The sequence below is a fragment of the Chitinophaga polysaccharea genome (genome assembly GCF_007829335.1).
Classification (GTDB): domain Bacteria; phylum Bacteroidota; class Bacteroidia; order Chitinophagales; family Chitinophagaceae; genus Chitinophaga; species Chitinophaga polysaccharea_B.
Genome location: NZ_VIWO01000001.1, coordinates 1,395,752 through 1,421,237 on the forward strand (window position 1 = coordinate 1,395,752; position 25,486 = coordinate 1,421,237).

Below are 25,486 nucleotides of genomic sequence, written 5' to 3' on the forward strand. Positions count from 1 at the left end.
GACCGATAAAGGTCCTGCTATAAAAAACCGGCATGTATACTGGTGGTGATTATTTTTGTTTGTTGTTGCAATATTTTCCATTTTATTTAACGTGGCCCTGGCATACTTAATTGAAAGGGATCGGAATATATTTGGTATTTTTATACTGCAATAAGCACCAATATGTGTTTGTTACTGTTACCTAAACATATGCTCAACGCTACAAATAACCACTGTATTTATCATGATGGCAGGCCTGCATGTATTTAGACAACTGGCGGCGCTCGGCACCCGGGATCAGATGCTTTCCAATGAAGAGCGGAAAGTGGTTCAGCTGGTAAATACACTTGCCCTGGTAACAGGCGGTTTTGCTATCACCATTGGCCCCGTTCTGTATTTCTGGTCTGGTGAACTGAAGATTTTTATCCCGGCTATGATAGAAGCCACGCTGTTTGCCATCGTGTTGTTGCTGAACTATTACCACCGGCATACGCTGGCGGCCAGCATCATGATTGCTACTCAAAACCTGGCGGCCGTATATTTCGGGATGATGTTTAGCCAGCGGGCGCCTATCCAGCTGCTGACACTTTGCCTGGTAAGTGTTACCCTGTTTGTATTTAAGAGAAGATCCCTGCGTATCACCGGTATTATAATTGCCTTCCTGTGCCTGGCCATATTGGAGTTCAACGATTTTACCAATATTGTACAACCCATTCACTTCACGGGAGAGCAACAACACCTGATCCGGTGGCTGGCTATGGCCGTGATCCTGCTACTGAATGTGATCATTGTATTGTTTTATGTGACGCAAAATGATCAGCAAACAACGGCGCTAAAACATGCCAGTCACTATAAAAGCCTGTTTCTCCGGGAAACCAACCACGATATCAACAATCCGTTGAATGTGATTTACGGTATACTGCAGCATTACCTGCCACAAGCCGAAAAGCCCGATCAACCATCGGTAGAAGTAAGCCCCGGGCATATCCGCACCATGTATGCTGCTACCCGGTCCATTATCGACGTGGTGGGAAATGTACTGTTGTTTTCAAAGATAGAAGCGGGGAACTACGATAAAATAGAAGTCTCGGAGATAGCAGTTCATTCCTGGTTAGGGGAGATTACAGAAATGTACAATGAGCTGGCAGGCGCCAAGCAGATTAATATTTCACTAAAAATAGCTACTCAAACGCCGGCAGTCATCATTTCCGACCGGGTGAAATTAACCAGGATCATTTCCAACCTGTTGGCCAACGCCATTAAATTTTCTCCCAATGGTGCCGATATCCGCCTGGAGGCCGGTGTATGGGAGGCAAGGTTACAAATAAAAATTGCGGATCGTGGAAAAGGAATATCTCCCGAGAAGTTAAAGAACCTGTTCGACTCCCCGTTTGTATCGGAACGCAACGACCTGATCGAGGGTACGGGCATTGGGTTGACCATTGTGAAACAGTTGACAGATACCCTGGAAGGAACTATCCAGGTGGAAAGCACGCCTGGTACCGGCACTACTTTTACTCTACGTATACCGGTTACCGTGCCCGAGGTACCGCAGGTGGCGGAAGCAGTTATGCCGGAAGAAGCGATCAGTTGTTTCCCCAACAAATCGGTGCTGGTAGTGGAAGATAACCCGATGAGCCAGATGATAGCCAATATGCATTTGAAGCGTTTGGGCTGCACTCCCATCAGCTTTGCCGCTACCTGCAAGGAGGGTGTGCGCCTGGCCAGGGAACAGGTGCCCGACCTGATATTACTGGATATCCAATTGCCTGACTGTAACGGGCTGGAATTATTATCTATTCTAAAATCTGATCCCGTTTTGCGGGAGGTGCCTGTAGTGGTCGTTAGTGGCGACAACTCAGAAGACTTATCCCGGCAAATGCTTGATTCGGGCGCTGCCGGTTATATTACCAAGCCAATAGAGTTAAAGGCTTTATCTAACCTGCTCTCCGCCTATTTTGGTTAAGGGAGCACCCTTTCCCTTTTTCGTTTATCCCTTCTGTTTCCGTTCCCCCAACGGGTGTTGCTCCTGTATTATATTTGTTAAGGAGAAATGCAACAGTAAATGATCCTATTACCTTCAGCCCGGGAGAAGTCGTTTTTTTAAATATCAACCTGTTTAATTATGAAAATCACAGCTTTGCCAAAGCCGGAATATCCGTTTCCGTCGCTTATGAGTACTTATGCAGAAAAGGTCAAGGCCCAAACAGACATGTGGATTGACCGGGATTATGGATTTCTGCCTATGAAGATGCAGATGAAGTACAAACTATCCAATTTCGGGTATATCACCGCCAGGTGCTTGCCGGATATGCCTACCTATGACCATCTGAAACCCGCTGCTATGTTCATGTTGTGGGGAACTGTTTTTGATGATTATTATGAATATTGCACTACTGCACAGTTGCAGTCGCTGCAAAAAAGAGTGGTAGCCGTATTGGAAGGCAGTGACCCTCAGCCGGGAGAGCATGACTTCTTCCCTCTGCTGGCCGATATACGGGACCGGCTAAACGTACTTTTTCCACCGTATTGGATGCGGCGTTACATCGACAATGTGGATAACTACATTGGCAGCATGCAGCTGGAGGTGCCGTTTAAGCTGGTAAAGCATTTCCCGAGGCTGGAAGAATTTATCCGGTTGCGGGAACTGACCATCGGGGTACATGCCTTCCTGGATCTGATCATCCTGCAATTGGGCCTCGACTTGCCTGAAGAAGTGATGAACCACGCCTATATGAAGGAGCTGTATCGCCTCACAGCGCGGGTATTTGCCTGGTGCAATGATTTTTATTCCATTGAAAAAGACATTGACCGGGAGCCGCTAAACCTGGTGCTGGTATTACAACATGAATTTAAATTGTCGATCGAAGCTGCTAATGATGCCGCCATGAGCTTCCATGACAACGATGTCAGGGAGATTGTCAGATTGCAGTCGGATGTTCCGGATTTCGGCCATTATACCAATGGCGTGAAAAAATTTGCCTGGTACCTGGGCGTGATGATTCAGGGACAAAAAGACTGGTATGCTATCGATACCAAGCGTTATCAAAAAGGAGGATTTCCAGAGGAAGATACCTTCAAAGCAGTTGCAGGGAGCAGCCTGTAAGCCCTTGCCGTTACCAGATTTGAATGATCCGGGGCCATGGTAGCTGGTCCCGGATATATTTTACAGCTGTATTTCAAACAGGCTGGAAGTGCCGTTTTTGTAATGCGCCGGTAGCTCCGGTGAATCGTCGGTAGCAATAACCCCGAGATAATTAAACCCGCAACTTACGTAGTAGTTGTTCAGCTTATCATTGCCGCTACCGGTATCCATCCGGATAAATTGCTTCTGGTTTTCCGTGGCATATTCCCTGCTCCAGGCCACGATATGTTTCACATAGCCGTTACCGTGATAATCAGGGTGTGTAGCGATGCGGTGTATATAGATAGCCGGATCGCTGTCTTTTTCTTTCCAGATAGCCGGATCGCTAAAGGCAATAGAAAACACGCAAACGATTTGATCCCCTTCCACTATTTTCCATAGCCGCTTTTCATTGATTTCCTTCTCTATCAACGAGGGCTCAAATCCCAGCCACTGCTTCTGTGCCGCCTTTTTCTGTAAAAGTGTGCCTGCATCATACAAACTAAATATCAGGCTGATGTCTTCCCGGGTGCTGTTAATAATTTTCATGATCCGATGATTATTTCGGCTGTAAAATTCCGTTATCTTCATTGAATAAAACAGATTCAGTTTTTTATATTTTTACCAGATCAGATTTTGTGTACTCCTTATTGGAAGCGGTTTTATGAAATGTGTTACCTTTAAGGAATGAAACTAACGATATCAGGTTATTCTACTGCTTTATTTTCCACCTGGTACCTGCTGGAAGAGTGGGGTATTTTAATGGATGCAGGCGATGGATTAACAGCTGCGCTATTACAAAAGAGCAGGAAGATCAACTATGTATTTATATCGCATGCCGACAGAGATCATCTTACCGGCTTGCTCCAATTGAACCAACTTAATGCCAGGCAAGGCTTCCCGGTAATTTGTTATCCCCGCGACAGCAAGTCATTTCCCGCCATGGAAGAGTTTTCCAAACGGTTTGATCCGCACATCAGTGGCACCCAATGGAGGGCCGTAGCACCCGGTGAAGAAATATGGGTAAAAGACGACCTGGTAGTAATACCTATCAGGAATGAACACGTAACCACCGATCCACAAACTATCCGCAGCCTCAGTTATAAAGTAATGCAGGTGAAACAAAAGGTACGCCCCGAACTGGCCGCATTGCCCGCTGCTGAATTGAAACAAATCATCCTAAATAGGGGAAAAGAAAACACCACCATGGAAGTACGTAACTGCTTACTGGGCTACTCCGGCGACACCCCGGTAACAGACCTCCACCGCTGGGATCAATCAGGCATATTAATCCATGAAGCCACCTTCCTGGCCAGCGAAGGCGATGTGAAAACGGTGCCGCATAAAAATAAGCACAGCAAACTGGAAGAGGTGATGGAAATGGTAAGCGGTATCCAGGTACAGCAACTGGTGCTGGGGCATTTCTCTTCCCGCTACGATGCTGCACTGATAGACCGTAGCATCCGGGACCTCTGCGATAAATACCGTATTAATATCCCGGTATATCGCCTGTTGCCGGGAGTAACGGTAAGGGATATCCTTTCCGGCAAGCCTGTTAATAAATAAAGACGGTTGCAGAAAAATTTGTTTTTGTGGAATATAATTTCCTACATTTGCATCCCGCTTCACCGCATAAGTGGTGGAAATGTCGGAACGGGGCGTAGCGTAGCCCGGTATCGCGCCTGCTTTGGGAGCAGGAGGTCGCAGGTTCGAATCCTGCCGCCCCGACAAGAGAGGACAAAGTGGAAAAATTTCCATTTTGTCCTTTTTTATTTTTCGAGCGAAAGCTATGTCCAGTGCACTGTTGGAGGTAAAAAAGACTGATTGTATTGACAAATCCCAACCACATAATGTGTTGGGGCTAAGATTGCCAGATTGAATAAACGTCACTTCACCCCTCAATTTTCCCGTTTCGGCGTTGATTTTTGTATAACCTTGCTTAATTTTCTTTTCTTTATATAAATGATTAGAAACGAGCGGAAAATATACTTATACAGCTCCTTGTTGATAGCCTTGATGGCCAATTCAGCCAAGCTAATGGCACTTAATGCTGATGGTATCATTGCCCGCTATTGGCAGTTCAATGCTTGGGAATATGGCTTCCAATTTCTGTACAATATGTTATTTTGCCTGGTGCTATTACACCTGAACCTTGCCCATGACAGATTTTTCAGCGTGTACCGGCAAAACAAACAATGGCCAAAATTATATGGTTACAATGCGCTATTGGTAATAACCGCTATTACCTTGGGAAGTCTCATCCACTCGGCACTGTTTGACATAGTATATTTTCAGAAGATAATAGTAAGAGGATATTTTGCCCGGTTTTCCCTTAGTACCATGATGGTTGTTGTGGTGATACGCCTCATCTTGCTGATACGGGAAAGCAGGCATAAAGACTTAATAAATGAACAGCTTCATGCGGCTTATCTGCAAGCCCAGTTAAAACTGCTTCAAGAGCAGCTTAATCCCCATTTTCTTTTCAATACGCTCAGCAGCCTTTCATCAATTGTAAGGGAGAATCCGCAACAGGCTCAGGCCTATATCGTGCATCTGTCCAAAGTTTTCCGGTATACACTAATACATTCAGGTAATGATATGGTAACGGTAGATATAGAACTTCTGCATTTGGAATCCTACACCCAACTGTTAACAATGCGACTGGGAAATACCTTCCAGATTCGGACAAACGTAAGTCCGGATATTTTGCAAAAACGGATTCCCCATTTATCATTACAGCCGTTGGTGGAAAACGCTGTTAAGCATAATAGTAGTACAACTTCACGCCTGCTAACCATTGATATTTATGACAAAAAAGGCTGGCTTGTAGTGCAAAACAACCTACAGCCTGCCACCAGCGAAATTGAAGGCACAGGGTTGGGACTGGCCAATCTGAACGAAAGATTCAAACTGCAAGCCTGCCGTGAAATAGAAATACGTCAAACTGGTGAATATTTTATAGTCCAACTACCACTGCTATGACCTTGACCCGCCCCTTCCGTATTGTATTGATAGAGGACGAAGCCGCGACGGCAAGAAACCTGGAATATATCATTAGAGAAATTAAACCTGCCGTTGAGATCATGGCAACGTTACAAGGTGTGACGGAAGCGGTGGATTGGTTAGCGAGGAACCACAATAGCTATGATTTGATATTTTCGGACATACGGCTTTCGGACGGATTGTCGTTTGAAATTTTCCGGCAAACAAACATCAGCAAACCTGTCATTTTTGTTACAGCTTATAATGATTATGCGATCGAAGCCTTTCGTAACAATGGTATCGATTATATACTAAAACCTTTTGATGAGGAGGAGATACGACGTGCTTTATTGAAATATAACACGCTGATAGTTCCTGACGTTGAAATGGAACGGGATAGAATAGCTGGCTTGTTACAGCAGCTGCAGTCCACTACTAAAAGCTACAAAAAATCGTTTCTTTTCCATTACTGCGGCAGGCTTATTCCTGTGGAAGCCAGCAAAATCCATTGGTTTTATACGGCCAACGAGATAGTGTATGCCCATACAACAGATGGGAAGCAGTACATTGTAGAGTCTACGCTGGAACAATTAGAACAACAGTTGGACCCCGCTTTTTTTTTCCGTGCCAACCGTCAATTTATCATCCATCGAAATGCCGTAGGTACTGTGGAATATTTTTTCAATGGTAGACTGGTACTCAAAATACATCCCTCTCCCCTAGAACAGGTGTTGGTTAGCAAAGCGAGGGCAATGCTCTTCAGAAAATGGCTGGATCAATAGCTGTATTTCACCGCCATATTTTGCAGGTTCACCCTCTTTTACTCAAGTGGCAACTATCTGTATTACTACATTTGTTGTATTAAAAATTAAACTTTTTCACGATGGTCTTAAAAATCAGAAAAAAATGGGCTTCCCTTGTAACTACCCTGGTGCTCATGGTATTTACGGTATCGGCACAAAACAAAGAAACAATACAAGACGGCACGCCCGAACAGCGAGCAAAGATACAAACCGAATGGATGAAAACTAATCTGGCACTAAGCGCCGTGCAAACCGAACAGGTGTATAACCTAAATCTTCAATATGCTCAAAAAAATGCTTTCATCCTGCAAAGCAAAGATAGAAAGCTGTCTAAATACAAAAAACTGAAAGCATTGCAGCAGGAAAAATCTGCTTCCTTCCCCCAAATTTTAGATACGGAACAATACAAAAAATACCAGGAACTTAAAGAACAAATGCTGAAAGCAATAAAAGAAAGGAGAAAATGAAAAAGCTATTATATCTATTTTTAATGATGTGCATTGCCGTTTCAGCCTGCTCTAAAAATAATAATGGTGGAAATACACCGCAGCCTGACAACAGTCTACAAGGACCTATACAAAAGCCGGTATCCGGCTATGGATCAGATGGGAATTATGAAGTAGCAGAAATAGATTTTGACAATCCGCAATATGCCGGAACGCAGGTTTCTATTTTTTATCCGAAGGGCATTACCTCTCCTAAACCCACCATATTCTTTTCGCATCCTTTTGGTGGAGAAAACAAAGCTTACAATATAGGGTTGTATAATTTTATTGCGACGAAAGGATATGTAGTAGTATTTGTGCCTTACCGCACTGTCGATATTAGCGTAGATCACCGCTATCAGACACTTTGGGAGGGTTTTATGAAAGCGGCGATGGCTTATCCTAATATTATCGACACCAGAAAAGTAGGTTTTATGGGACACTCTTTTGGTGGTGGCGCCAGCATAGACCTTGCCTACAAAGCTTTTACCGAGAAAGGTTGGGGACAAGATGCCCGTTTCCTTTTCACAATGGCTCCATGGTATTCTTTTAACTGGAACAGTCCGTTCACTATCGAGCAGCAATTGCGAAGTTTTCCCACCAATACCAAAATGATAGCACAGGTATATGACGAGGACGATGTGAACGACCACCGCCTTTCTATCGATATCTATAAACACATCAATATACCTGACAGTGAGAAGGATTTTATTTACATCAAATCATCGGCCATTAACGGATATAATTATGTGACTGACCATGTAACACCCAGCTCCCGCAAGGCTTATGACGCATTAGACTATTACGGTGTGTATCGCCTGCTGGATGCGATGATGGATTATAGTTTCAACGGAAATGCCAATGCTAAAAATGTAGCTTTGGGTAATGGATCTACTGCACAAATTACGATGCCCTCTTACAACGGGCAATCAATGACTCCACTGGAAGTAACAGACAATCCTACGCCAAAGTATCCACAAAGTAAATACCAGTTTCCGTGCAGCAGCAATGCTAACCCGAGGGGCAACTATTGCGAATAATTGAGAATGAGAAAAATAGCAGCACAGGGAGCAAGATGGTATTCATATCAGGGCAGGAACCCGAAGACATAAATGGCCAGCTTGTTGGCCCTGGTGATCTTGCTACTCAGTCGCGCCAGGTGTTTGGCAATCTTGGCGGCGCACTTGCTGCTGCCGGTGCGAAACTGAGCAGGTAACCAAGATCACCATCTACGTCGTAAATTATGAGCGTGATAAATGCTTGCCGATTATTGAAAAGGCCCAGGTAGAATTATTCGGAGATCACAAGCCTGCCGATGTGCTGGTCGGTGTCACAGCATTGTACCCGGATACCTGATTGAAGTTGACGCGATCGCGATTATTGATTGAAATTGCCCTTTCAAAATAAAGCCTGCCCCACGCACGGGGCAGGCTTTATCACTTTACCCAATGCTTCCCTAATTGATACTGTAAAAGAAGCTTCTTAATGCTTCTGCGAAGACCGTAGGTACTTCCAACGCGGCAAAATGTCCACCTTCTGCCATTTTTTGGAAACTGACTACGTTTACAAAGCGTTCTGCCCATTCCCTGGGAAATTGGGCTTCTCTTGGAAATATAGCTATACCTGCAGGTACGCTGCTTTTTTTCAATGGTTGAGCGCCTCCCCACTGCGCGATTGCATCCGCCTTGTACATTCTGACAGAGGTGCCAATAGTTTGTGTGGTCCAGTAGATCATAATATTAGTGAGTAATTCATCTTTACCACCAAATGCCTGCTCTATTATTTCAGGCGGAGCGCCTGCATTGATGAAGCTGAGTATCCAGGCCGTAAGCGCAACAGGAGAGTCATTTAAACCATAGGCCAACGACTGGGGTTTGGTTGAATGTACCATGGCATAGGCGCCTTCACTATACCACCACTGCTGCACGAACCCGGCAAATTGCTTTTCAGCCTCTGTCATGGTGTTAGGGTCTTCTTGTCCCATTGGATAGCCAATATCTGTAAAATGTACCCCTGCCACTACATCGGGGTATTTCGATGCAAGCGCTTTAGTGATGCCCATACCTACATCGCCACCAGCTGCATAAAATTTGGCATACCTCAGATTTTCAGTCATCAATACTTTCCATAAATCGGCCACTGCTTCACTGGGCAAGGCAATCTTATCGGAAAAACCGAAACCTGGAATGGAAGGGATGATCAAATCAAAACTTTGATCACCTTCAGTGAGTAACGGAATGATCTTGTGGAAACGGTAATAACTATCCGGCCAGCCATGTGTCAACAGCAATGGTTTTGAATGCTTCCCTTTTCCCTTGATATATTGAAAATGGATTTTCACCCCGTTCACATTCGCCATGTATTGCGGGTATTTATTCAAGGCCGCCTCCTGCTTACGCCAATCATACTGGGTGACCCAATAATGTACCAGCTCTTTCAGGTAGGCTTCACTGGTACCGAAGTGCCAACCCGATCCTTCTGCTTCACCCGGCCAACGGGTGTTGTTCAAACGGTTTTTTAAATCATCCAGCACTTGTTGAGGAACAGATACATTAAATACAGATACGTTTTTCATCATTGAAGTTTTTCTGGTTTGTGAATGTAGGTTTGTGGCACTCAATATGAGTAATGACAAAACAAGAGAAAGGTTTCTTTTCATAATACCTTATTGTTTTAACTGGAACAAAGGTATATCAGAGGGTACAGGTATATTAGGCAAGATGGCGGAAGAACTGGTAGAAAATTCGGTAAAACCATTTCTACTGGCAGTTGAGAAATATGGTTATGTCCTGCGGTAGTCAGTTGGGGTGACGTTTGTTAACTTTTTAAATGACTTAGTGAAATGAGAAGCATCTTCATAACCCAGCCAGTAACAAATCTCTTGTATGGAAAGGGTGGTTTGTTTCAGTAAACTTTTAGCTTCCATTATCACATATTCATCGATGAAAGTTTTAGCGGACTTGCCTAATTCTACCTGCAGGATCTCGCTGAGATATTTTGGAGTGATACTTAGCTTAGTAGCATAGTAGGCTACTTCTTTATGTTCGGGAAAATGTTCTGCTACCAGTTTCCGGAATGTGCCGGCAATCTTCTCTTTGTTGGAAACGGCAATGTTTGAAGAGGTTTGTGTATGAATGGAATGATACGTTTTGATCAACATCAGTAGTGAATGAACAATACCGGGAATGGCATTCTTCTCCTCTTTTAGCGCTTTAAGCAAGTCGAATATCGCCGTTATTTTTTTTAATTGCTCCGCTGTTAGCCGGATAACATGGTTACCCCCATGAAAGAAGAAAGGATGCGATGACAAGAACGAATTAAATGATAAGTCACCAAACAATTCTTCCGTAAAATAAATAGTATCATGTTCTGCAGTGTAGTTGCCCGTCCATTGACACACCATGCCCGGCCCAATGGTAGTTAGGCATCCAGCTGTTACCAGGTAATCCGTACTGCCAATTTTAAAAACATCTCCTTCGCCGGAATAAGTGATGCCAAGACCATAAGCAAATGTGCGGAAGGGGAAATTGATGTGGGCACTTTTGTAAGTATGCCTGTCTGCCAGGAAAAATGGTACCTGAAGACTATGCGAATTCTGGTGCTTCAGAAATTCATATAGGTTAAACGAATTTAAATTGGTTTTTCGTTGCATACCAGGATTATTAGTTGTAGGTAATCTAAAAATAGCACTTTTCTTATACCAATGCTGCAGCTTTAAACAACAAAAAATACTTGAGTTATGAAATTTAACGGCTTTTTTGCATTCAATCAATATAGTCCTCTATCCTCCCTGCGAGATAAAAAGGTAAATTCAGTAAGGAATATTCTTTTCCCCTTTGAAGTACTTACTGTATCAATTTTTAATTGGCCACCATAAATCCTTATTGCGAATATTTAGAGGGTAATTTTTCCCTGGAACCTACATCCGGTTTTCGAGTGAAATGATGTTTTTGATATCCTTCATTTATATCCCAGATTAAGTATTGTAGTCACTTGGTTGTAGCAAATCCCAAAGATTACCATATAAATCTTCAAATACCGCTACCAGTCCATACGCTTCTTCTTTCGGCGGCCGTATGAAGTTAATGTTTTGGTTAAGCATGCTATGATAATCCCGCCAGAAATCATCCGTATACAAAAAAAGAAAAACCCGGCCACCAGTTTGGTTCCCAACGCTGGCAATTTGTTTGTCATTAGCCGCTTTGGCAAGTAAGAGACTACATTCTTCTGCCCCTGGTGGTGTTACTAAAACCCACCTTTTATCGTCGGTCAGTTTTGTATCTTCCAGTAACCGGAAGTTTAACTTTTCTGTGTAGAATTTTATAGCCTCATCATAATCCTTTACAGTTAGAGCGATATGGGCAATTTTTTGTTTCATAAAATCGACATGTTTCTTTGAGAATAGATTAAAATTGCCGATGGCACTATGCTAGATATTCATTCTAACCATCAGATGCTCATCATGCAAAACATCATTTTTGATGACAGCCTTTACTTTAACGGCCTCCAGGTGGTATCCGCTCTTCATTAATACTTTTTGGGAATCCTCGTTATAAGCAAACACACCCGCGTAAATGCGAAGAATATTCATTTCCCGGAAGGCATATTCGGTGAGTAACGACACCGCTTCTGTCATGATGCCTTTTCCATGAAAAGGTGCACCCAACCAGTATCCGATTTCGGCGGAATGACGGTAGATGTCTGTTTGAGGCGTAAGCGTAATGGCGCCGGCAATTTTATCTTTTGCATAGATACCCCACACATGATTCAGTTTCCCTTGTTCAATGAGAGAAAGAAATTCTTCTGCATCTTTCAATGAATAAGGTGATGGAAAGGTGTCACGGAGATTGGCGGCAACGGCCGGATCGTTGGCCAGGACGGCCATGTCTTCAAGATCGCTGCGTTCAATGGCTTTCAGCTTTACATCGTTCTTTCCTGTAAGTGTGGCTATTGTTTTCATGTTTTAATATTATATATCTTCCGGTGGGGTGGAAATTATATTCCTTTTATATCACTGAAATTTTGCTAACCATAATCACGATGAAGTCCTTCACGAATAATTTCTTGAGTGCATTGCCGCAATCTTCATGAATATTAATCTTAACCATGATAATTGAATTTACTGTGGTAGACTATAAGTCACTTTTCCGTTAGCATCCAAAAAAATCAGTTTAGCAGTACCGCTGGAATCCACAAGCAGCTGCAACCGCGTTCGGCCCATTCGGTCCGCAAGCTTAACCATCGCCGTTTTACTATCGTCTTTACCTACAAAAACGCGTTGTGCATAAGCCTGCTGACCGGGTTGAGGTTCCATCAGCCGTTTAAGTAATTCTTCCTTAGCAGGACCATTGGGAAGCGCTTGCGCTTTTTTATAGTCACCCCTCCATTGCCAGAAAGCTGGCGAAGTTTGCCAGTCGTCAATATGTAATCCAGTGTTTTGATCGCCGTTTTCATCTGCATAGGTCAGGTAAAGTACCTGGTTTTGATTGTACTGGTCAAAGGATAAATGCCCCGTAGCAGTGTATTTCCCACTGCTGTCTTTACCACCCATAAATACAAGGCCTCCGTTTTCGGTGCCTTCATCATTATAAAAAACCAATCCCGGTCTGTTACCGCCAGGGATAGGTGGTTTGATAGGTTTGCCATAAGCCATTACTTCCGGAGAGCGGCTTTTATTGGAAATGACCATCCTTACCTGTCCATTGGATTCTACAATATTGATACGTTCTACTGAAATTTCACTGAACCGTTCAATACGGGTGAAGGCAAATAAACCGGCGGCTACTACAACTAAGGTAAGGATACCAGCGTACCATTTAAGGCGCATTAAGTCCTTTTGCATTTTGGCGAATTGTTCTTCCATGGAGGGTTTATATGAGTGATTAAATATTACCAGGTTATACAAGCCGGTAACGGCGATAAAATTTATTTTGGTAGCTTAAATAGGTGATCAATGTAATTTAATACCAATTTTTAAATCAAAAAAAAGGGGCAACTAAAATACCAGGAAACAGGGAGTACCAGCAACGGAAAATAGTGATGCGTATAACAGGAATACTATATCCCCATGAATAATTCCCGGATCGTAGGATGATATTTTACGTCACTCACTTTTATGATCTCATTCACCAGGTCTGTTGAAACCGGCCTTGGGTGCGGATATTTATACGTCCGGAGAAAATGGCGCAAGGCTTCGTTTACCTTGTTTTCACCAATCAGCTCGCTCAGCTTTACCATCACTACAGCGCCTTTGGAATAGGAAATATGCATATCGCCGGCGGTTACTTTATACAGCGGGGGATTATCAGAAAACCCTTTGGCAGCATCATACATTTGCTGATGCATACGAACTTTCTCCAGCATTTTTTCCCTGCCATACATTTTCTTATACAACATCATTTCGGTATACATCGCTAGTGTTTCAGTGAGCATTACCGCACCTTCCCGGTCGTCGGGAGCTATCTGGCTATTGCCCCACCATAAATGGGACAACTCATGCCCTGCTATTTCGTTGATAACATCCTGCTGCTGGTCGGCCTGTATGTTGGCATGAAACAACATATCTTCCGTCATAAAAATGGTAGCCGGATAAGCGGTGCCTGCAAAGCCTTTTGTATAGGAAGATACTTCTGCGAAGGTGACGCTATGAAACGGATAGCTGCCAAATTCCTGCTGGCAATAATCTAAGGTAAGCTTAGCACAGTTAATTAGATGCACCACATTTTCAGCATGCCTGGGATGATAGTAAACGTTGATAGGAACGCCATTGTGAACGACGCTACTCTGGCTGTAATGCGCCGACGATACAGCAAAACGGAAAGGGACCGGTTCACTGGGCCTGTAATGAAAAAAGTTGCGGTCGCCCCGTTGCCATTTCCCTGCCAGCTCGCCTGTACCGATGGCCGTTTGCGGTTTTGGCGTGGAAATGACCATGTCCAGCCGGATGAAATCGCGCTCCGTAGCACGCGGTGCCTCCAGTGCTTTAAGGCGTGTGGAAGCGCCCATCGCATATTGTTGCCGCAGCGCGCTATCCATTATTTCGCGCTGCGGTTGATACCCTATTTGCGGATAATAGCGACTGATACGCATGAAAGAGCCATTTTCTATAATGGCATTAAAAGGAAGATGACCGTTTATCGGCCACCAATGATAGGAGGCCTCAAATGTAATGCAGGCGCTGTCATCAGGTTGTAATGGATGTTGTAGCGTTACTTCGGAAACAGTTTGCTGTATGGGAATTGTTTCCCATGAGGAGGTATAACCAGCTTTCAGGAGGTGGAGGGCATCGTCAAAATTGACCAATACCCGGTGAACGGGCAGGGAAGTCAGGTTCCGGATAAGGTAACTCCCACTAATGGTGTATGCCATTTTATCGGGATACAGAGCAATGTGGGTATTTACCGCCGTAACAGTGGGTTGTGGAATAGCCTGGTATTTCCGGTATTGCTTTTCATAACGAACATCGGCCAGATCATTATAAGGATGGTATCCCTGCATGAACTGCCGCCCACCGATAAAGCCAATAATTGCTAATAGTAGTATAACGGAAATAACTAGACGTTTTGCGGCCTTGTTTATTATAAACCAGTAAATAACCCAAAGCATACCAACGATACATGCTCCGAAAATCAACCTTTGGATAAAGAAGGATACATACACACCATATCCGTTAAAATCGCTGTAAACACCATTGAATCCTGAGAAAAAACGGAGTAAAGGGATGGGCATAAATTTTTTCGATAAGGGACTGGCTACTATCAAGGATATCGCTACCGATATCCCCAATGCGATGTAAGAACGTTTCGCGATCTGGTTAACCAGCAGTAAGAACCCTGCTAAAAGCGCCAGTGGCGCCGTATTGAAATATATTACCCCCGCATAAGCCCGCCAATCAATGTAAGGATACCGGTACAGGCACTGGAAGACGATACCGGTTATTATAGCCAGGGCTGTGTATAGCAACAACAGGAAAACGCTGCTACACCAGTGGCCCCATTGTTTAGCACCGGCATGAGCGGTGGTGCTTTCTATGACTGCAAATTTTACAGTGGCACTTTTCCAGTACAGGGTATTTACAAAGTATACCAACAATAATAATCCCAGTAAATGGAAATTAGCCGAAATAGTGCTGGCCATTAATCCAGCACTGGCATATTGTTGCGGTATGCGAATACCTTTTTCTATGGCGGCATACATCTCCATACCCATATCAAAAAGCAGGATAATGGCACTCGCAACAAAAGGAATGCTTTTGAAGGTATGGTTCAGGTCTGTTTTGATGAAAGAGCCAATCGCCTTTATTTGCGCCGGGAAATGGTAAACTGTGGTTACAGGAAGTCGAAATATAATTGGTGGACGCTTATGAGAAACTGCCTTCGGGCGATGTGACTGCCCGGAGGTATCCGCCGCCCGTTTGTAACTAAGCCAGGTAAGCATCAGCGAGAGGGCCAGTATCAAGCACCGGTTAAGTAAAAAATATCCGGATAACGGCACCAGCAAGCTATTGCGCTGCATTACCGAAAAAGTGCTGCTTACATAAAAGTAGGCCGACAGGCCAAATGGATCGATAATGGCGGAAATGCGTTGCGCCTGGAGAGATTGGGGCAATGCCTGCGCCATAAAAGGTGAATTGGAGTAGAGTAGTATCACCATATATAGCACATACAGTAATAACCCCCCTATGGCGGTCAGGAGTTTATTTTTTGTACACCATGCCAGGGAAGACAAACAACTACATATAAACAGGCTGTTTATACCGCCAAAGATTAAAGCAGGATAGCTGTAGTGAATCAGCTGTAAGGGGCCACCTGATCTTATTTGTTGCCCCGCGGCAAATCCTGCAATGAGTACCAGGAAGCTGCTGAACGTAAGCAACCATAGCGCCAGGAATCGCCCGGCTGCCAACCCGCTTCCCCGGAGCGGTGTGGTGAATAAGATCAACTCGAAATGATTTTCGGACTCTGAGAAGAGTAATCTGGAAGTAAGTACTGTAGCAATAAGAATAATAACGAGACTTAGCATCCCTGTCATAAAGCCTATAGTATAAGGGCTATCCAGGTGTATGCCTTCTCCGGTGTTCATGCTAAACTGGCTACCGGTAAAAATACCCAGCGCCAACAGGCAGGCAGCTACAAGGTATATGGTGATGCCTTTTGTACATCGTTTGATATCAAATAGCAGGATTGCTTTCATGGTATAAAGTATGAAAGTATACATGTTCAAGGGTGGGAATTACCGGGATAAAGCCTTCAGGCGGGGTTTCACTGTACACGGTAATGTGCAGCTTTCTTTCAATGAGCTGTTGACTGATAAGCCGGTGGGGGTTCTGATGCTGCGTTAATTCGAGGTGGTCAATTTGTTGGGTCCACACTTTCCCGTTTAGCCGCGCTATCATTTCACCGGGAGTACCGGTAGCCAGCACTGTTCCCCTCTTTATGATGGCCATCTGCGAGCAGAGATTCTGTACATCTTCTACCAGGTGGGTAGATAGCATCACCACCACGTTTTCGCTAATGTCGCTGAGCAGAAAGTTGAGGCGATTGCGTTCTTCCGGATCTAAACCAGCAGTAGGTTCATCCACTATGATCAGCTGGGGATTGCCGAGTAGCGCCTGGGCTACGCCGAAGCGTTGTTTCATGCCCCCGGAAAAAGTATACACGTCTTTATCGCGTACCTGGTATAGGTTTACTTTGTTGAGCAGGTACAGGATCTGCGCTTTCCGGGTGGCGCTATCCGTGATGCCTTTCAGCACTGCCAGGTGCTGCAATAAATGATAGGCGGAGATGCTGGGATATACACCAAAGTCTTGCGGCAGAAACCCAAGCTGTTTGCGGAGATATCCCGGGTTTTTTACAACATCAGTTCCATTGAAAATAATGTTGCCGCTGTTGGGTTGCTGCAGGCCCACAATAGTTTTCATCAGCGAAGATTTACCCGCGCCATTGGGACCGAGCAGGCCAAACATACCGTGACTTATTTCCAACGAAATATTATCCAGCACTTTTACTGACGGCTGGTAGGTCAATGAAAGCTGATTAATACACAATCGGTTCATTTCATGAAGTGTTTAGACAATATAATCCCAGGCAATGGCGGTCCATTGCTTTTTGCCATCAGTAAATAAATGAAAGCTATACTTCTTCCCTGTATTCCAGGATATCGCCGGGCTGGCAGTCCAGGATATTACAAATGGCTTCCAGGGTGTCGAAGCGTATACCCTTGGCCTTCCCGGTTTTTAGTATAGATAAATTAGCAGGTGTAATGCCCAGTTTTTCTGCCAATTCTTTGCTTTGCATTTTGCGCTTAGCAAGCATTACATCCACGTTTACGATAATTGGCATAACTATATAAATAAGTCCTGTTCGTTTTGTAATCGCAAGCCCTGCTTAAAGATGGTCGCCAGGAAGTAAGTAAAAATTCCGAGGAAAAAATGTACAACTATCAATCCCCATACAACACTTTCTACCTCCGTGAAAAGCCGGGAAAATAAAGCCGCAATGCCCGGTACAAACAGGTTGAACAGGTAAAACCTGCGTAAGCGTGCAATATTTTCTGTTGAAAATAATTTCGGTAGATAGAATACCTTAAATATGCCTGCAGCCAACCAGAAGAAAATAGTATATAAACTCAAAGGCAACAGGAAGTCGAGTAATATATAAGTAAGGTTGTTGTCGATGTTAAGAAAGGGTGTGCTGGTAAAGGGATACAATATGTGCAGGTACTTTCCCTCGCCGTATGGTTGGGTATTCGTATGGGTAACTAAACACCCAATCGCATATAAAACAATACAGCAATATCCCAGGGCCAATACCCTGCTGATGTAATACAATATTTTAGCGATGATTTTGACACGGGCCATTTCCTGTAATTTAAAATCCAGCTGTAAAATAGTAATTAATTATCGTAAAACAATAATTATTTCATGTTTAATTATAATTTTAACGAAAGAAATCAAAACTACCTGGATGCAGACGTGAATCCATACAGCCGGTAATGATGCATCCCTGTTCCATTGATACAGGTTAACCATGACTGTTGCGCTACCAATGGAGAACAATGCCCGTAGGTAAAAATGCGGATCACTCTTTGCCGCGATTCGCGCTGCAATATATCCAGCATGTGCTGTAGCATGCTGCCCTCAAAAGGCGTGTAGAAAAAGAAAAGTGTGCCTTCAGAATAATCGCCCTGGTGTGCATTTATATTAGTAAACGTTACTCCCTGCAACTGCAAGCTGCGCATGCAACGACAGGCATAATCACAATAGGCAGGTTCGTATTCAATTCCTTTCGATACAATTCCGCTGAGCAGGTTAACCAGGATGGCGGCCTGTCCGAGTCCACTTCCAATGTCGAAAAATACATCGTTTGGCGTGGGCCGTGCCAATGCTACCATTTCAAATATAATTCTTGCAGGCGTTTTCTGATAGTATATCATTTCAGGCTCCTGCTCTAGCACAGGCGCAGGAACCGGATATACAGACAACAGGCCATTGATAAAAGTGTCGAGGTCATCATATCCTGGTTCGTCAGATGGTACGGCGCAGTTAACCGTATCTCCCAGGTACTTGGAAACCATGGCGTTAAAGGCGTTTGGAGAATAGTAGCCAGCGCTGATTTTTTGCCGGAGCTGTGTGAACAATTGCAGGTCAGCTTGTTCTAGTTTACATTTCAACTGTATAGCCCATTGTTGTAGCTCCAGCAACACCGGTGTGGGAGCTAAACTACTGATCCGGTCGAGTATATGAAAGTCGAGCTGATCGATAGTCTGGGCACGATGGTGGAAATTCTCTATTTCATAAAGGGTATCATCTGCTTCTATCGCCTGGATGCAGAACTGTAGCTCATTTATCACCACGCAATTTTTGAATGAATGTAAAGTAATTTATATTTTGCCCGTAGTAAATTTTTATGGTGGCAACACCTGGTTTTAGTGTAGCTTAGGGGATACGCTGCTAAAAATTATCCTATGACCATCACGCATATCATACTGATACTGGCTACTGTTAGCACTGGATTGATTACTGGCCTCCTTTTCGGTTTTTTGATTGCTATCAATCCTGCATTTACGCGTTTGCCGGATGCCCCCTACATTGTCGCCATGCAAGCTATTAACCGGGTGATTGTAAACCCATTGTTTATACTCAACTTCCTGGGCGCCGGCATATTATTGCCCCTGGCTGCATTTATACAGGGTAGCTGGTGGCTATGGCTTGCTGCGGCCCTATACGCATTCGGAGTGCTGGGCGTAACCATCGGTGGCAATATTCCATTGAATAATGTGTTGGATAAATTTCCCTTAGATACAGCCACGCCGGAAGCTGCCGCCAGTGCCCGGGCTGCTTTTGCCTCTACCTGGAATAAATGGCATGTGATACGCACTTGCGCAGCCCTGCTGGCATTCATATCGGCGGTAGCGGCCTGCGTATATGGAAAATAGGTTAGCTTATTACCTACTAAAAAGCCTTCCCGGTAAGGAAGGCTTTCTAAGAAGTGATGATTACAAAGACTAGAAATTAGTGTTGATAATAAGCGTATTCCTGTCTGATGCTGCAAAATCCATTAAAATGGTACCATACCTGCCATGCGTGTTGTTGGTAAAGTAAGTGGTCAGTTGTGGATTGATAGCGTTGGAGACCGTAGTAATGCTGGGGATGCCAAAGATTAATGATTTATACCCACTGCTGAAGTTGAGATACCATACGGATGTATCGCCGTTTTTGGCTTCTGTGAGCAGGTTGGTGATACTGGTCCATTTACCGTTGTTATCCGGCACTACATACTGGTCCTGTACCCTTAAATTGGCGTTGCTGTTGTTGATAGAAAAGGTGGTGTTGTCTGCCCAATTGGTGCAGTCTATGCCCTTGGGTGTGTTGCTGGCGCCAAACCGTCTTACCAGCACAATTTTGCCTCTTACCTGTCCCAGGTTGGGAATGGTGGCGCTTAGGTACCATTTGGAAGGTTGCAGCTGTGTGTAGCTGTCGAATGTTTGTTCAAAGGTGCGTGTGTTGTTGGTAGGGTCATACTCTTCTTTTACGCACATGATAATGGTTTCAGAAGGGTTAGCCGCCAGGAAGTCGTAACAGGCGTTGGTAACATCCGTAAAGTTCAGGTTTTGGTAGATGGAACCATGGTGAATGGCAAAGGCATCACCAATGTGCCGGCAACGGATGTCGAGGAAACGGGTGCCTGCATCGAGTTGCTCACGGATGGTGAGGTTCTGGCATTTGGCAGTGCCGCCTATGGGCTCAAAACGTGCGCCGCTGTCGTGGGTGCCGGGAATAGATAAATTGGATAAAGCGGTGTTGTCGGCAATGGATCCCATCCAGGCAGACAAGGACACTGTTAGTCCAGCGGTAACAAGGTTGTTGGCGCCCGCATCGATCCTGCTTTCGGAAGTTGGGGGAACGATATCTTTTTTACAGCTGAAAAGGAAAAAGGTGGCCGCAGCCAGCAAAAGGGTTATTTGCTTCATAGTGGATGTTTTTAATATTTAAAATATACTAAATAATTTCAGAGATAGCTATACCTGGCGGCATTAAGTTTTTATGAAAAAACAGGTTGGTTTCCGGGTTGCCGGCCTGCGGCAAGTGTTTTATTTTTGAAGAAATGAATGATATGCTCACTAACGAACGGATGTACCAGGCGTTGATGGAGAAAGATGTGGCTTATGAAGGACTGTTTGTGGCAGCGGTTAAAACAACCGGTATTTTCTGTCGGCCTACCTGTACCGCGAGAAAACCCAAAGCAGATAATGTAACATTTTTTCCTTCCTCCAGGGAGGCCATCGAAAATGGATACCGGCCTTGCAAGGTATGTAATCCCCTGGCGGCCATTGGACAAACGCCTGCGCATATTCGCAGCATCATCGATGCGCTGCAGGCCGATCCATCCAGGAAATGGAAAGATGCCGACCTCTTACAACAAGGCGTAGCGCCGGGCGTCATCAGGAGATGGTTCCTGAAACACCACGGCGTTACCTTTCATGCTTACCAGCGCATGTTGCGCATGAATGCAGCGTTTAAAAAGATACAAACCGGAGAAACAGTTACTGCGGCTGCTTTCGACGCCGGTTATGCATCGCTCAGCGGCTTCGCCGATTCTTTTAAATCAGTTTTTGGCGTGTCGCCCGTCAATAGTAAACATCAGCAGGTGATTAATATCACCCGGTTGGAAACGCCCATTGGAAGCATGTTTGCCTGTGCGGTAACAGCAGGGATTTGTTTATTGGAGTTTACAGAAAGAAAAATCCTGGCAACGGAGTTTAAAGCATTGACGCGATTGCTGCGGGCAAATATTATCCCGGGTACCAGTCCCCATTTCGAGGTACTAAAGCAAGAGCTGGACGAATACTTTGCCGGCACCCGGAAAGTCTTTACCGTACCGCTACTGATGCCAGGTACCGCTTTTCAGCAAAAGATATGGCAACTGCTGCAAACAGTGCCCTATGGTACTACCCGGTCGTATAAACAGCAGGCCATAGCGGCAGGCGAACCCGATGCTGTGCGGGCGTTGGCGCATGCCAACGGCATGAATAGAATTGCCATCCTGGTGCCCTGTCACCGCCTTGTTGGCGGAGATGGTAGCCTTACCGGCTATGGTGGCGGTATCTGGCGAAAAAAATGGCTGCTGGAACTGGAAAAATCACACGTTACGCCGTCCTAAACATTTGTTAATCACGCGCCGTTTACAATTGCAAAACATATTGCGACGCTTAAAATCCTTCTTTTGGCAGATAGAACACGTAATCATCTGCACATGAAAAAATTTTTGGCCTTTTTTATTTTTGCCACAGTTGCTCTTTCTTCCGCTGCTCAGAAAGTACTGCCTTTGTATAAAGATTCCATACCCAACAGTATTGGCACTATTGCACCGGAAAATGCGCCTGCTATGACCCTCTATAAGCCGGAGCATCCGAATGGTACGGCGGTGATCATCTTTCCCGGCGGCGCTTATGGCGGCCTGGCCATCGATGAAGAAGGATTCAAAGTAGCAGAAGCCTTTATTACCAAAGGCGTCACTGCCTTCGTCGTAAAATACCGCCTGCCCTCAGATGCCACCATGCGCGATAAAAGTATGGGCCCTTTACAGGATGCGCAACAGGCCATCAAATTGGTAAGGATGAATGCCGCCGAATGGGGCATCGATAAAAATAGGATCGGCATAGCAGGATATTCTGCAGGAGGCCACCTGGCCGCTACCCTGGGTACTCACAGCGCTAAAAGTTATGTCCCCAACAAAGAAAAAATTGACCTGCGACCCGACTTTATGATCCTCGTATATGCTGTAATCAGTATGCACGATGAACTCACTCACCAGGGATCCAGGAGTAACCTCCTCGGACCTAGTCCTTCACCGGAAAAAATTGCCTTCTTCTCCAACGAAGAATGGGTGAATAATAATACGCCGCCTGCGTATATCACGCATTGTAACGACGATGCGGTAGTAAGTGTCAACAACAGTACTGCTTTTTACCAGGCGATGCAAAAAGGAGGCATTCCCGCTGAATTACACCTGTACCCCACCGGTAACCATGGATTCACCCAACGGTTACCCGTATACGAATGGCTCGACCCCATGTTGTGGTGGATGAAAAGAGGGGGCTGGCTTCCCAATACCCCCTGATATTGAATCATGGCATAGCAGCGTGAACAGTGGGTCGCATCGGTGGCTTAGGGTGTAAAAGCTTTATCAATGGGCGCTCTACCTTCTTGTAAAAGAGAATACCAACTGCTACCCCCAAAGCCATATGAACAAATATGGATAAGTCTGCATTGAGGAAAAATCCTGTATAGATATAAATATTCGTCAGCAAATAGAAAAAGGTAAAGTGGGTCAGGTAAATGGAATAAGAAGCATCTCCCAGCAACAGAAAAAAGCGGTTATTCCATATCCTGGCCAACACCCCCTTTTTCTCCAGGAAAATACAGCCCGCCAGGATAAAGGCGCTGGGTAGTCCCCATAATAGTACTCTCTTCAAACTGCCCGTACCGGTAGTTACACTACCTAACTCAGAAATATCTCCAAAACCATGGAAGATATTATATGCATACCCTCCTAGTCCCAATAGCAACAGGAACGCTGCCACACCCGCCGGTAAGGTGACGTTGCGGTACAGCCAGTAAATAATAACACCAAATAAAAACTCCAGCATAATAGGGTTGGTATAAAATATCAGCCGGGGATCATGCACCTGCAAAACTTTTCCGATAATCACCAGGGCGGGAATGACCAGCAATAGCAGGAACGTTTTGTATTTTGTACGCGCTAATATCAATAGGAAAAACAACACGTAAAACCACCACTCAAAAGAAAGCGACCAACCCACCACCAAAATAGGAAACAACGCCTTCTGCGAATTCAACACGGGCAACATTAACACCGTATTTTTTAACCCGTATAAAACAGCCTCAATAGGATAGAATTTATCGAAAAAGCAAAACAACACCATGTATATTAAACTCGCCACATAATAAATGGGATTGATCCTTAAAAAACGTTTCTTCAGGAAGTCAACACCATCATAGGCGCCAAAATAATTACCGGCAACATAGCTGATAATAAAACCAGATATCCCAAAGAAAAGATCTACCCCAATGGCGCCGAAGTTTTCCAGGAAGAAGAACTTTTGTTGATGCGATACGGAAAATGCTTCCTGCGTATCAATGGCATGTACGTGCACGACCAATAAAACCGCGATGGCTCTCAGGAATTGTATGCTGTTAATCTTCATAAATGGGATACTGATTGAGGGTAAAGGACTGTAACACCGGTTCACAACTATATACAGCAAATTATGATTGTTGGCTGTAACTACACCTCAGTCAGTATCATTCTTATCTAATACGCGATTGCCAGGATACACGGCTGATTTCAAACCAGTTGGATGGCACGCCGTCATGTATAAAGGTATCGGTTAACTGAAACCCTACTTTGGTTAAAACATGCGCCGATGCGGCATTGCCTGCGTCGGTCCAGGCATAAAGGTAATCGGGTTGTAATTGCTCAAATCCATATTTGAGTGATGCTATCGCACATTCTGTGGCATAACCCTTTCCCCAGTATTGTGGTATAAACCGATACCCCACATCGTAAAAATTAACCTGTTGATGTACCGGTTCCGTTACCAGTTTCAATCCTGCCCATCCCACAAAGTTATTGCTGGATTTTTCAATCACAGCCCATCGGCCAATGCGATTGCTGGCATATTGCTGCCGGATAAACCGGATTTTCTCCCGCGCTTCATCCAGGGTGCTAATAGTAATGCCTCCTACATATTGCACTACTGCCGGATCTCCATCCAGTGCCAACATACCGGGGGCGTCGGCAGGAATCATTTCCCGCAGGATCAAACGGGGCGTTGAGGCAAATATCTCCATACGCTGCTATCTATTTTTCGCCCAATTTAAAGAACCTGCCGATATTTCTAGTAAGAAATACCCGGCGTTTGATGAACAAACCGCTGATCCGTTAACTGTTTGAGCATAAAATCGGCTACATCGGCCCGGGAAACCTGTACGGTGATAGCAGGGTCATTGGCGGCAAATCCATACCTGTAATGGCCGGTGTGACTACCATCTGTTAAATTACCAGGTCGTACAATTACCCAATCCAGCTGGCTGTTTTTAATATGTTTTTCCTGTAGCGCGTGATCCGCAAAGCCTTTTTTCAACAAGAAGGGTACAATAATATACCGGAACACGAAAGGGGTTCTGCGCAATACTTCTTTGCTATCGCCATAACCCAGGGAGGTCTGGCAAACAAAACGCCTGATACCGGCCTTTTCCATCGCACGGATAATATTCCGCGTACCTTCAGATCGTACTACACCGGTTTTATTGGCAGGGCGACCAATGGTAGATAATACCGCATCATGGCCTTTCATCACCGGCTCTATAGTTTGATAGTCCAGCACATCGCCCTGTACTATCTGCAGGTTGGGATGTTGTACCTGCAACATTTGCGGGTTACGCACAAACGCAGTTACGGTATGTCCCTGTTGTAAAGCTTGTGCTAAGAGTTGTTTACCGGTGCCCCCGGTGGCGCCAAAGATTAGTAGTTTCATCATCATTAATTTTATAATCCAAAATTAGGATGACGGGCACTTGGGAAATAGAA

Annotated in this window: 26 protein-coding genes and 1 tRNA gene; 12 read left to right on the forward strand and 15 right to left on the reverse strand. The window is 44.7% G+C overall.

What is annotated here, in order from left to right; all coding sequences use genetic code 11:
- Window positions 1-223 precede the first annotated feature (223 nt).
- Both FHW36_RS05925 and FHW36_RS05930 read left to right on the forward strand, forming a co-directional pair.
- Complete coding sequence (locus FHW36_RS05925; protein ID WP_145663758.1) at window positions 224-1,945, forward strand: ATP-binding response regulator; 1,722 nt, start codon at window positions 224-226, stop codon at window positions 1,943-1,945.
- A gap of 159 nt (window positions 1,946-2,104) precedes the next feature.
- Window positions 2,105-3,085: a terpene synthase family protein gene (locus tag FHW36_RS05930; RefSeq protein WP_145663761.1), complete on the forward strand. Its 981-nt coding sequence runs from the start codon at window positions 2,105-2,107 to the stop codon at window positions 3,083-3,085.
- Between the two features lie 60 nt (window positions 3,086-3,145).
- Here the strand turns inward: FHW36_RS05930 and FHW36_RS05935 are convergent, their stop codons facing one another.
- Entirely contained in the window at window positions 3,146-3,652 is a 507-nt protein-coding gene (locus FHW36_RS05935; protein WP_145663763.1) for a GNAT family N-acetyltransferase, read from the reverse strand.
- A gap of 138 nt (window positions 3,653-3,790) precedes the next feature.
- Between FHW36_RS05935 and FHW36_RS05940 the strand changes: the two genes are divergently transcribed.
- From FHW36_RS05940 to FHW36_RS30665, 7 genes are all read left to right on the forward strand, one after another.
- Entirely contained in the window at window positions 3,791-4,669 is an 879-nt protein-coding gene (locus tag FHW36_RS05940) for an MBL fold metallo-hydrolase (protein WP_145663766.1), read from the forward strand.
- 88 nt (window positions 4,670-4,757) lie between these two features.
- A tRNA-Pro gene (locus FHW36_RS05945) sits at window positions 4,758-4,831 on the forward strand.
- Window positions 4,832-5,140: 309 nt separating this feature from the next.
- Window positions 5,141-6,085: a sensor histidine kinase gene (locus tag FHW36_RS05950; protein ID WP_222428992.1), complete on the forward strand. Its 945-nt coding sequence runs from the start codon at window positions 5,141-5,143 to the stop codon at window positions 6,083-6,085.
- Entirely contained in the window at window positions 6,082-6,867 is a 786-nt protein-coding gene (locus tag FHW36_RS05955) for a LytR/AlgR family response regulator transcription factor (protein ID WP_145663772.1), read from the forward strand. Before FHW36_RS05950 ends, FHW36_RS05955 begins: the two co-directional genes overlap by 4 nt.
- A gap of 155 nt (window positions 6,868-7,022) precedes the next feature.
- On the forward strand, window positions 7,023-7,355 hold the full coding sequence (locus tag FHW36_RS05960; RefSeq protein WP_222428993.1) for a hypothetical protein: 333 nt from the start codon (window positions 7,023-7,025) through the stop codon (window positions 7,353-7,355).
- On the forward strand, window positions 7,352-8,413 hold the full coding sequence (locus tag FHW36_RS05965; protein ID WP_145663778.1) for an alpha/beta hydrolase: 1,062 nt from the start codon (window positions 7,352-7,354) through the stop codon (window positions 8,411-8,413). Before FHW36_RS05960 ends, FHW36_RS05965 begins: the two co-directional genes overlap by 4 nt.
- A gap of 35 nt (window positions 8,414-8,448) precedes the next feature.
- Window positions 8,449-8,589, forward strand: a complete 141-nt coding sequence (locus FHW36_RS30665; protein WP_222428994.1) for a Rid family hydrolase — start codon at window positions 8,449-8,451, stop codon at window positions 8,587-8,589.
- Window positions 8,590-8,829: 240 nt separating this feature from the next.
- Here the strand turns inward: FHW36_RS30665 and FHW36_RS05975 are convergent, their stop codons facing one another.
- The 10 genes from FHW36_RS05975 to FHW36_RS06020 form a co-directional block, all read right to left on the reverse strand.
- Window positions 8,830-9,948 carry an epoxide hydrolase family protein gene (locus FHW36_RS05975; protein WP_145663781.1) on the reverse strand — a complete coding sequence of 373 codons (1,119 nt, stop codon included), beginning with the start codon at window positions 9,946-9,948 and terminating at the stop codon, window positions 8,830-8,832.
- Between the two features lie 207 nt (window positions 9,949-10,155).
- Entirely contained in the window at window positions 10,156-11,025 is an 870-nt protein-coding gene (locus FHW36_RS05980) for a helix-turn-helix domain-containing protein (protein WP_145663784.1), read from the reverse strand.
- 324 nt (window positions 11,026-11,349) lie between these two features.
- On the reverse strand, window positions 11,350-11,751 hold the full coding sequence (locus FHW36_RS05985; protein WP_145663787.1) for a VOC family protein: 402 nt from the start codon (window positions 11,749-11,751) through the stop codon (window positions 11,350-11,352).
- A 51-nt stretch (window positions 11,752-11,802) separates the two neighbouring features.
- Window positions 11,803-12,333: a GNAT family N-acetyltransferase gene (locus tag FHW36_RS05990; protein WP_145663790.1), complete on the reverse strand. Its 531-nt coding sequence runs from the start codon at window positions 12,331-12,333 to the stop codon at window positions 11,803-11,805.
- 159 nt (window positions 12,334-12,492) lie between these two features.
- Window positions 12,493-13,236 carry a hypothetical protein gene (locus FHW36_RS05995; protein WP_145663793.1) on the reverse strand — a complete coding sequence of 248 codons (744 nt, stop codon included), beginning with the start codon at window positions 13,234-13,236 and terminating at the stop codon, window positions 12,493-12,495.
- 194 nt (window positions 13,237-13,430) lie between these two features.
- Window positions 13,431-16,565 carry an ABC transporter permease/M1 family aminopeptidase gene (locus FHW36_RS06000; RefSeq protein ID WP_145663796.1) on the reverse strand — a complete coding sequence of 1,045 codons (3,135 nt, stop codon included), beginning with the start codon at window positions 16,563-16,565 and terminating at the stop codon, window positions 13,431-13,433.
- Window positions 16,543-17,427: an ABC transporter ATP-binding protein gene (locus FHW36_RS06005; RefSeq protein ID WP_145663799.1), complete on the reverse strand. Its 885-nt coding sequence runs from the start codon at window positions 17,425-17,427 to the stop codon at window positions 16,543-16,545. Before FHW36_RS06005 ends, FHW36_RS06000 begins: the two co-directional genes overlap by 23 nt.
- 76 nt (window positions 17,428-17,503) lie before the next feature.
- On the reverse strand, window positions 17,504-17,713 hold the full coding sequence (locus FHW36_RS06010) for a helix-turn-helix domain-containing protein (RefSeq protein WP_145663802.1): 210 nt from the start codon (window positions 17,711-17,713) through the stop codon (window positions 17,504-17,506).
- Between the two features lie 2 nt (window positions 17,714-17,715).
- Window positions 17,716-18,231 (reverse strand): DUF2975 domain-containing protein, encoded by a 516-nt coding sequence (locus tag FHW36_RS06015; protein ID WP_145663805.1) that lies wholly within the window; start codon window positions 18,229-18,231, stop codon window positions 17,716-17,718.
- A gap of 98 nt (window positions 18,232-18,329) precedes the next feature.
- Window positions 18,330-19,223, reverse strand: coding sequence for a hypothetical protein (locus FHW36_RS06020; protein ID WP_145663808.1), 894 nt, complete (start codon window positions 19,221-19,223; stop codon window positions 18,330-18,332).
- Between the two features lie 114 nt (window positions 19,224-19,337).
- On the opposite strand from FHW36_RS06020, the gene FHW36_RS06025 reads away from it, so the two are divergent.
- Entirely contained in the window at window positions 19,338-19,808 is a 471-nt protein-coding gene (locus tag FHW36_RS06025; RefSeq protein ID WP_145663811.1) for an anthrone oxygenase family protein, read from the forward strand.
- A 69-nt stretch (window positions 19,809-19,877) separates the two neighbouring features.
- On the opposite strand, the gene FHW36_RS06030 is transcribed toward FHW36_RS06025, so the two are convergent.
- On the reverse strand, window positions 19,878-20,843 hold the full coding sequence (locus FHW36_RS06030; RefSeq protein ID WP_145663814.1) for a phosphatidylinositol-specific phospholipase C: 966 nt from the start codon (window positions 20,841-20,843) through the stop codon (window positions 19,878-19,880).
- Between the two features lie 134 nt (window positions 20,844-20,977).
- Here FHW36_RS06030 and FHW36_RS06035 point away from each other — a divergent pair, with 134 nt between their 5' ends.
- Both FHW36_RS06035 and FHW36_RS06040 read left to right on the forward strand, forming a co-directional pair.
- Entirely contained in the window at window positions 20,978-22,033 is a 1,056-nt protein-coding gene (locus tag FHW36_RS06035; protein ID WP_222428996.1) for a bifunctional transcriptional activator/DNA repair enzyme AdaA, read from the forward strand.
- Between the two features lie 93 nt (window positions 22,034-22,126).
- A complete protein-coding gene (locus FHW36_RS06040) occupies window positions 22,127-22,993 on the forward strand; it encodes an alpha/beta hydrolase (RefSeq protein WP_145663817.1) in 867 nt (288 codons plus the stop codon).
- 7 nt (window positions 22,994-23,000) lie between these two features.
- On the opposite strand, the gene FHW36_RS06045 is transcribed toward FHW36_RS06040, so the two are convergent.
- From FHW36_RS06045 to FHW36_RS06055, 3 genes are all read right to left on the reverse strand, one after another.
- Window positions 23,001-24,101 (reverse strand): acyltransferase family protein, encoded by a 1,101-nt coding sequence (locus FHW36_RS06045; protein WP_145663820.1) that lies wholly within the window; start codon window positions 24,099-24,101, stop codon window positions 23,001-23,003.
- Between the two features lie 103 nt (window positions 24,102-24,204).
- A complete protein-coding gene (locus tag FHW36_RS06050; protein WP_145663822.1) occupies window positions 24,205-24,747 on the reverse strand; it encodes a GNAT family N-acetyltransferase in 543 nt (180 codons plus the stop codon).
- Window positions 24,748-24,794: 47 nt separating this feature from the next.
- Window positions 24,795-25,433 carry an NAD(P)-dependent oxidoreductase gene (locus FHW36_RS06055; protein ID WP_145663825.1) on the reverse strand — a complete coding sequence of 213 codons (639 nt, stop codon included), beginning with the start codon at window positions 25,431-25,433 and terminating at the stop codon, window positions 24,795-24,797.
- Window positions 25,434-25,486: the final 53 nt, after the last annotated feature.

What these genes read in the sequence shown, in the direction of transcription:
- FHW36_RS05940 (WP_145663766.1), top strand. Translation starts at nt 3,791, where the DNA reads ATGAAACTAACGATATCAGGTTATTCTACTGCTTTATTTTCCACCTGG.
- FHW36_RS05975 (WP_145663781.1), bottom strand. Translation starts at nt 9,948, where the DNA reads ATGAAAAACGTATCTGTATTTAATGTATCTGTTCCTCAACAAGTGCTG.
- FHW36_RS06030 (WP_145663814.1), bottom strand. Translation starts at nt 20,843, where the DNA reads ATGAAGCAAATAACCCTTTTGCTGGCTGCGGCCACCTTTTTCCTTTTC.
- FHW36_RS05995 (WP_145663793.1), bottom strand. Translation starts at nt 13,236, where the DNA reads ATGGAAGAACAATTCGCCAAAATGCAAAAGGACTTAATGCGCCTTAAA.
- FHW36_RS06035 (WP_222428996.1), top strand. Translation starts at nt 20,978, where the DNA reads ATGAATGATATGCTCACTAACGAACGGATGTACCAGGCGTTGATGGAG.
- FHW36_RS06000 (WP_145663796.1), bottom strand. Translation starts at nt 16,565, where the DNA reads ATGAAAGCAATCCTGCTATTTGATATCAAACGATGTACAAAAGGCATC.
- FHW36_RS05985 (WP_145663787.1), bottom strand. Translation starts at nt 11,751, where the DNA reads ATGAAACAAAAAATTGCCCATATCGCTCTAACTGTAAAGGATTATGAT.
- FHW36_RS05930 (WP_145663761.1), top strand. Translation starts at nt 2,105, where the DNA reads ATGAAAATCACAGCTTTGCCAAAGCCGGAATATCCGTTTCCGTCGCTT.
- FHW36_RS05960 (WP_222428993.1), top strand. Translation starts at nt 7,023, where the DNA reads ATGGTATTTACGGTATCGGCACAAAACAAAGAAACAATACAAGACGGC.
- FHW36_RS06045 (WP_145663820.1), bottom strand. Translation starts at nt 24,101, where the DNA reads ATGAAGATTAACAGCATACAATTCCTGAGAGCCATCGCGGTTTTATTG.
- FHW36_RS05980 (WP_145663784.1), bottom strand. Translation starts at nt 11,025, where the DNA reads ATGCAACGAAAAACCAATTTAAATTCGTTTAACCTATATGAATTTCTG.
- FHW36_RS06025 (WP_145663811.1), top strand. Translation starts at nt 19,338, where the DNA reads ATGACCATCACGCATATCATACTGATACTGGCTACTGTTAGCACTGGA.
- FHW36_RS05925 (WP_145663758.1), top strand. Translation starts at nt 224, where the DNA reads ATGATGGCAGGCCTGCATGTATTTAGACAACTGGCGGCGCTCGGCACC.
- FHW36_RS05965 (WP_145663778.1), top strand. Translation starts at nt 7,352, where the DNA reads ATGAAAAAGCTATTATATCTATTTTTAATGATGTGCATTGCCGTTTCA.
- FHW36_RS06040 (WP_145663817.1), top strand. Translation starts at nt 22,127, where the DNA reads ATGAAAAAATTTTTGGCCTTTTTTATTTTTGCCACAGTTGCTCTTTCT.
- FHW36_RS06005 (WP_145663799.1), bottom strand. Translation starts at nt 17,427, where the DNA reads ATGAACCGATTGTGTATTAATCAGCTTTCATTGACCTACCAGCCGTCA.
- FHW36_RS30665 (WP_222428994.1), top strand. Translation starts at nt 8,449, where the DNA reads ATGGTATTCATATCAGGGCAGGAACCCGAAGACATAAATGGCCAGCTT.
- FHW36_RS05950 (WP_222428992.1), top strand. Translation starts at nt 5,141, where the DNA reads ATGGCACTTAATGCTGATGGTATCATTGCCCGCTATTGGCAGTTCAAT.
- FHW36_RS05955 (WP_145663772.1), top strand. Translation starts at nt 6,082, where the DNA reads ATGACCTTGACCCGCCCCTTCCGTATTGTATTGATAGAGGACGAAGCC.
- FHW36_RS05990 (WP_145663790.1), bottom strand. Translation starts at nt 12,333, where the DNA reads ATGAAAACAATAGCCACACTTACAGGAAAGAACGATGTAAAGCTGAAA.
- FHW36_RS06050 (WP_145663822.1), bottom strand. Translation starts at nt 24,747, where the DNA reads ATGGAGATATTTGCCTCAACGCCCCGTTTGATCCTGCGGGAAATGATT.
- FHW36_RS06055 (WP_145663825.1), bottom strand. Translation starts at nt 25,433, where the DNA reads ATGAAACTACTAATCTTTGGCGCCACCGGGGGCACCGGTAAACAACTC.
- FHW36_RS05935 (WP_145663763.1), bottom strand. Translation starts at nt 3,652, where the DNA reads ATGAAAATTATTAACAGCACCCGGGAAGACATCAGCCTGATATTTAGT.
- FHW36_RS06010 (WP_145663802.1), bottom strand. Translation starts at nt 17,713, where the DNA reads ATGCCAATTATCGTAAACGTGGATGTAATGCTTGCTAAGCGCAAAATG.
- FHW36_RS06015 (WP_145663805.1), bottom strand. Translation starts at nt 18,231, where the DNA reads ATGGCCCGTGTCAAAATCATCGCTAAAATATTGTATTACATCAGCAGG.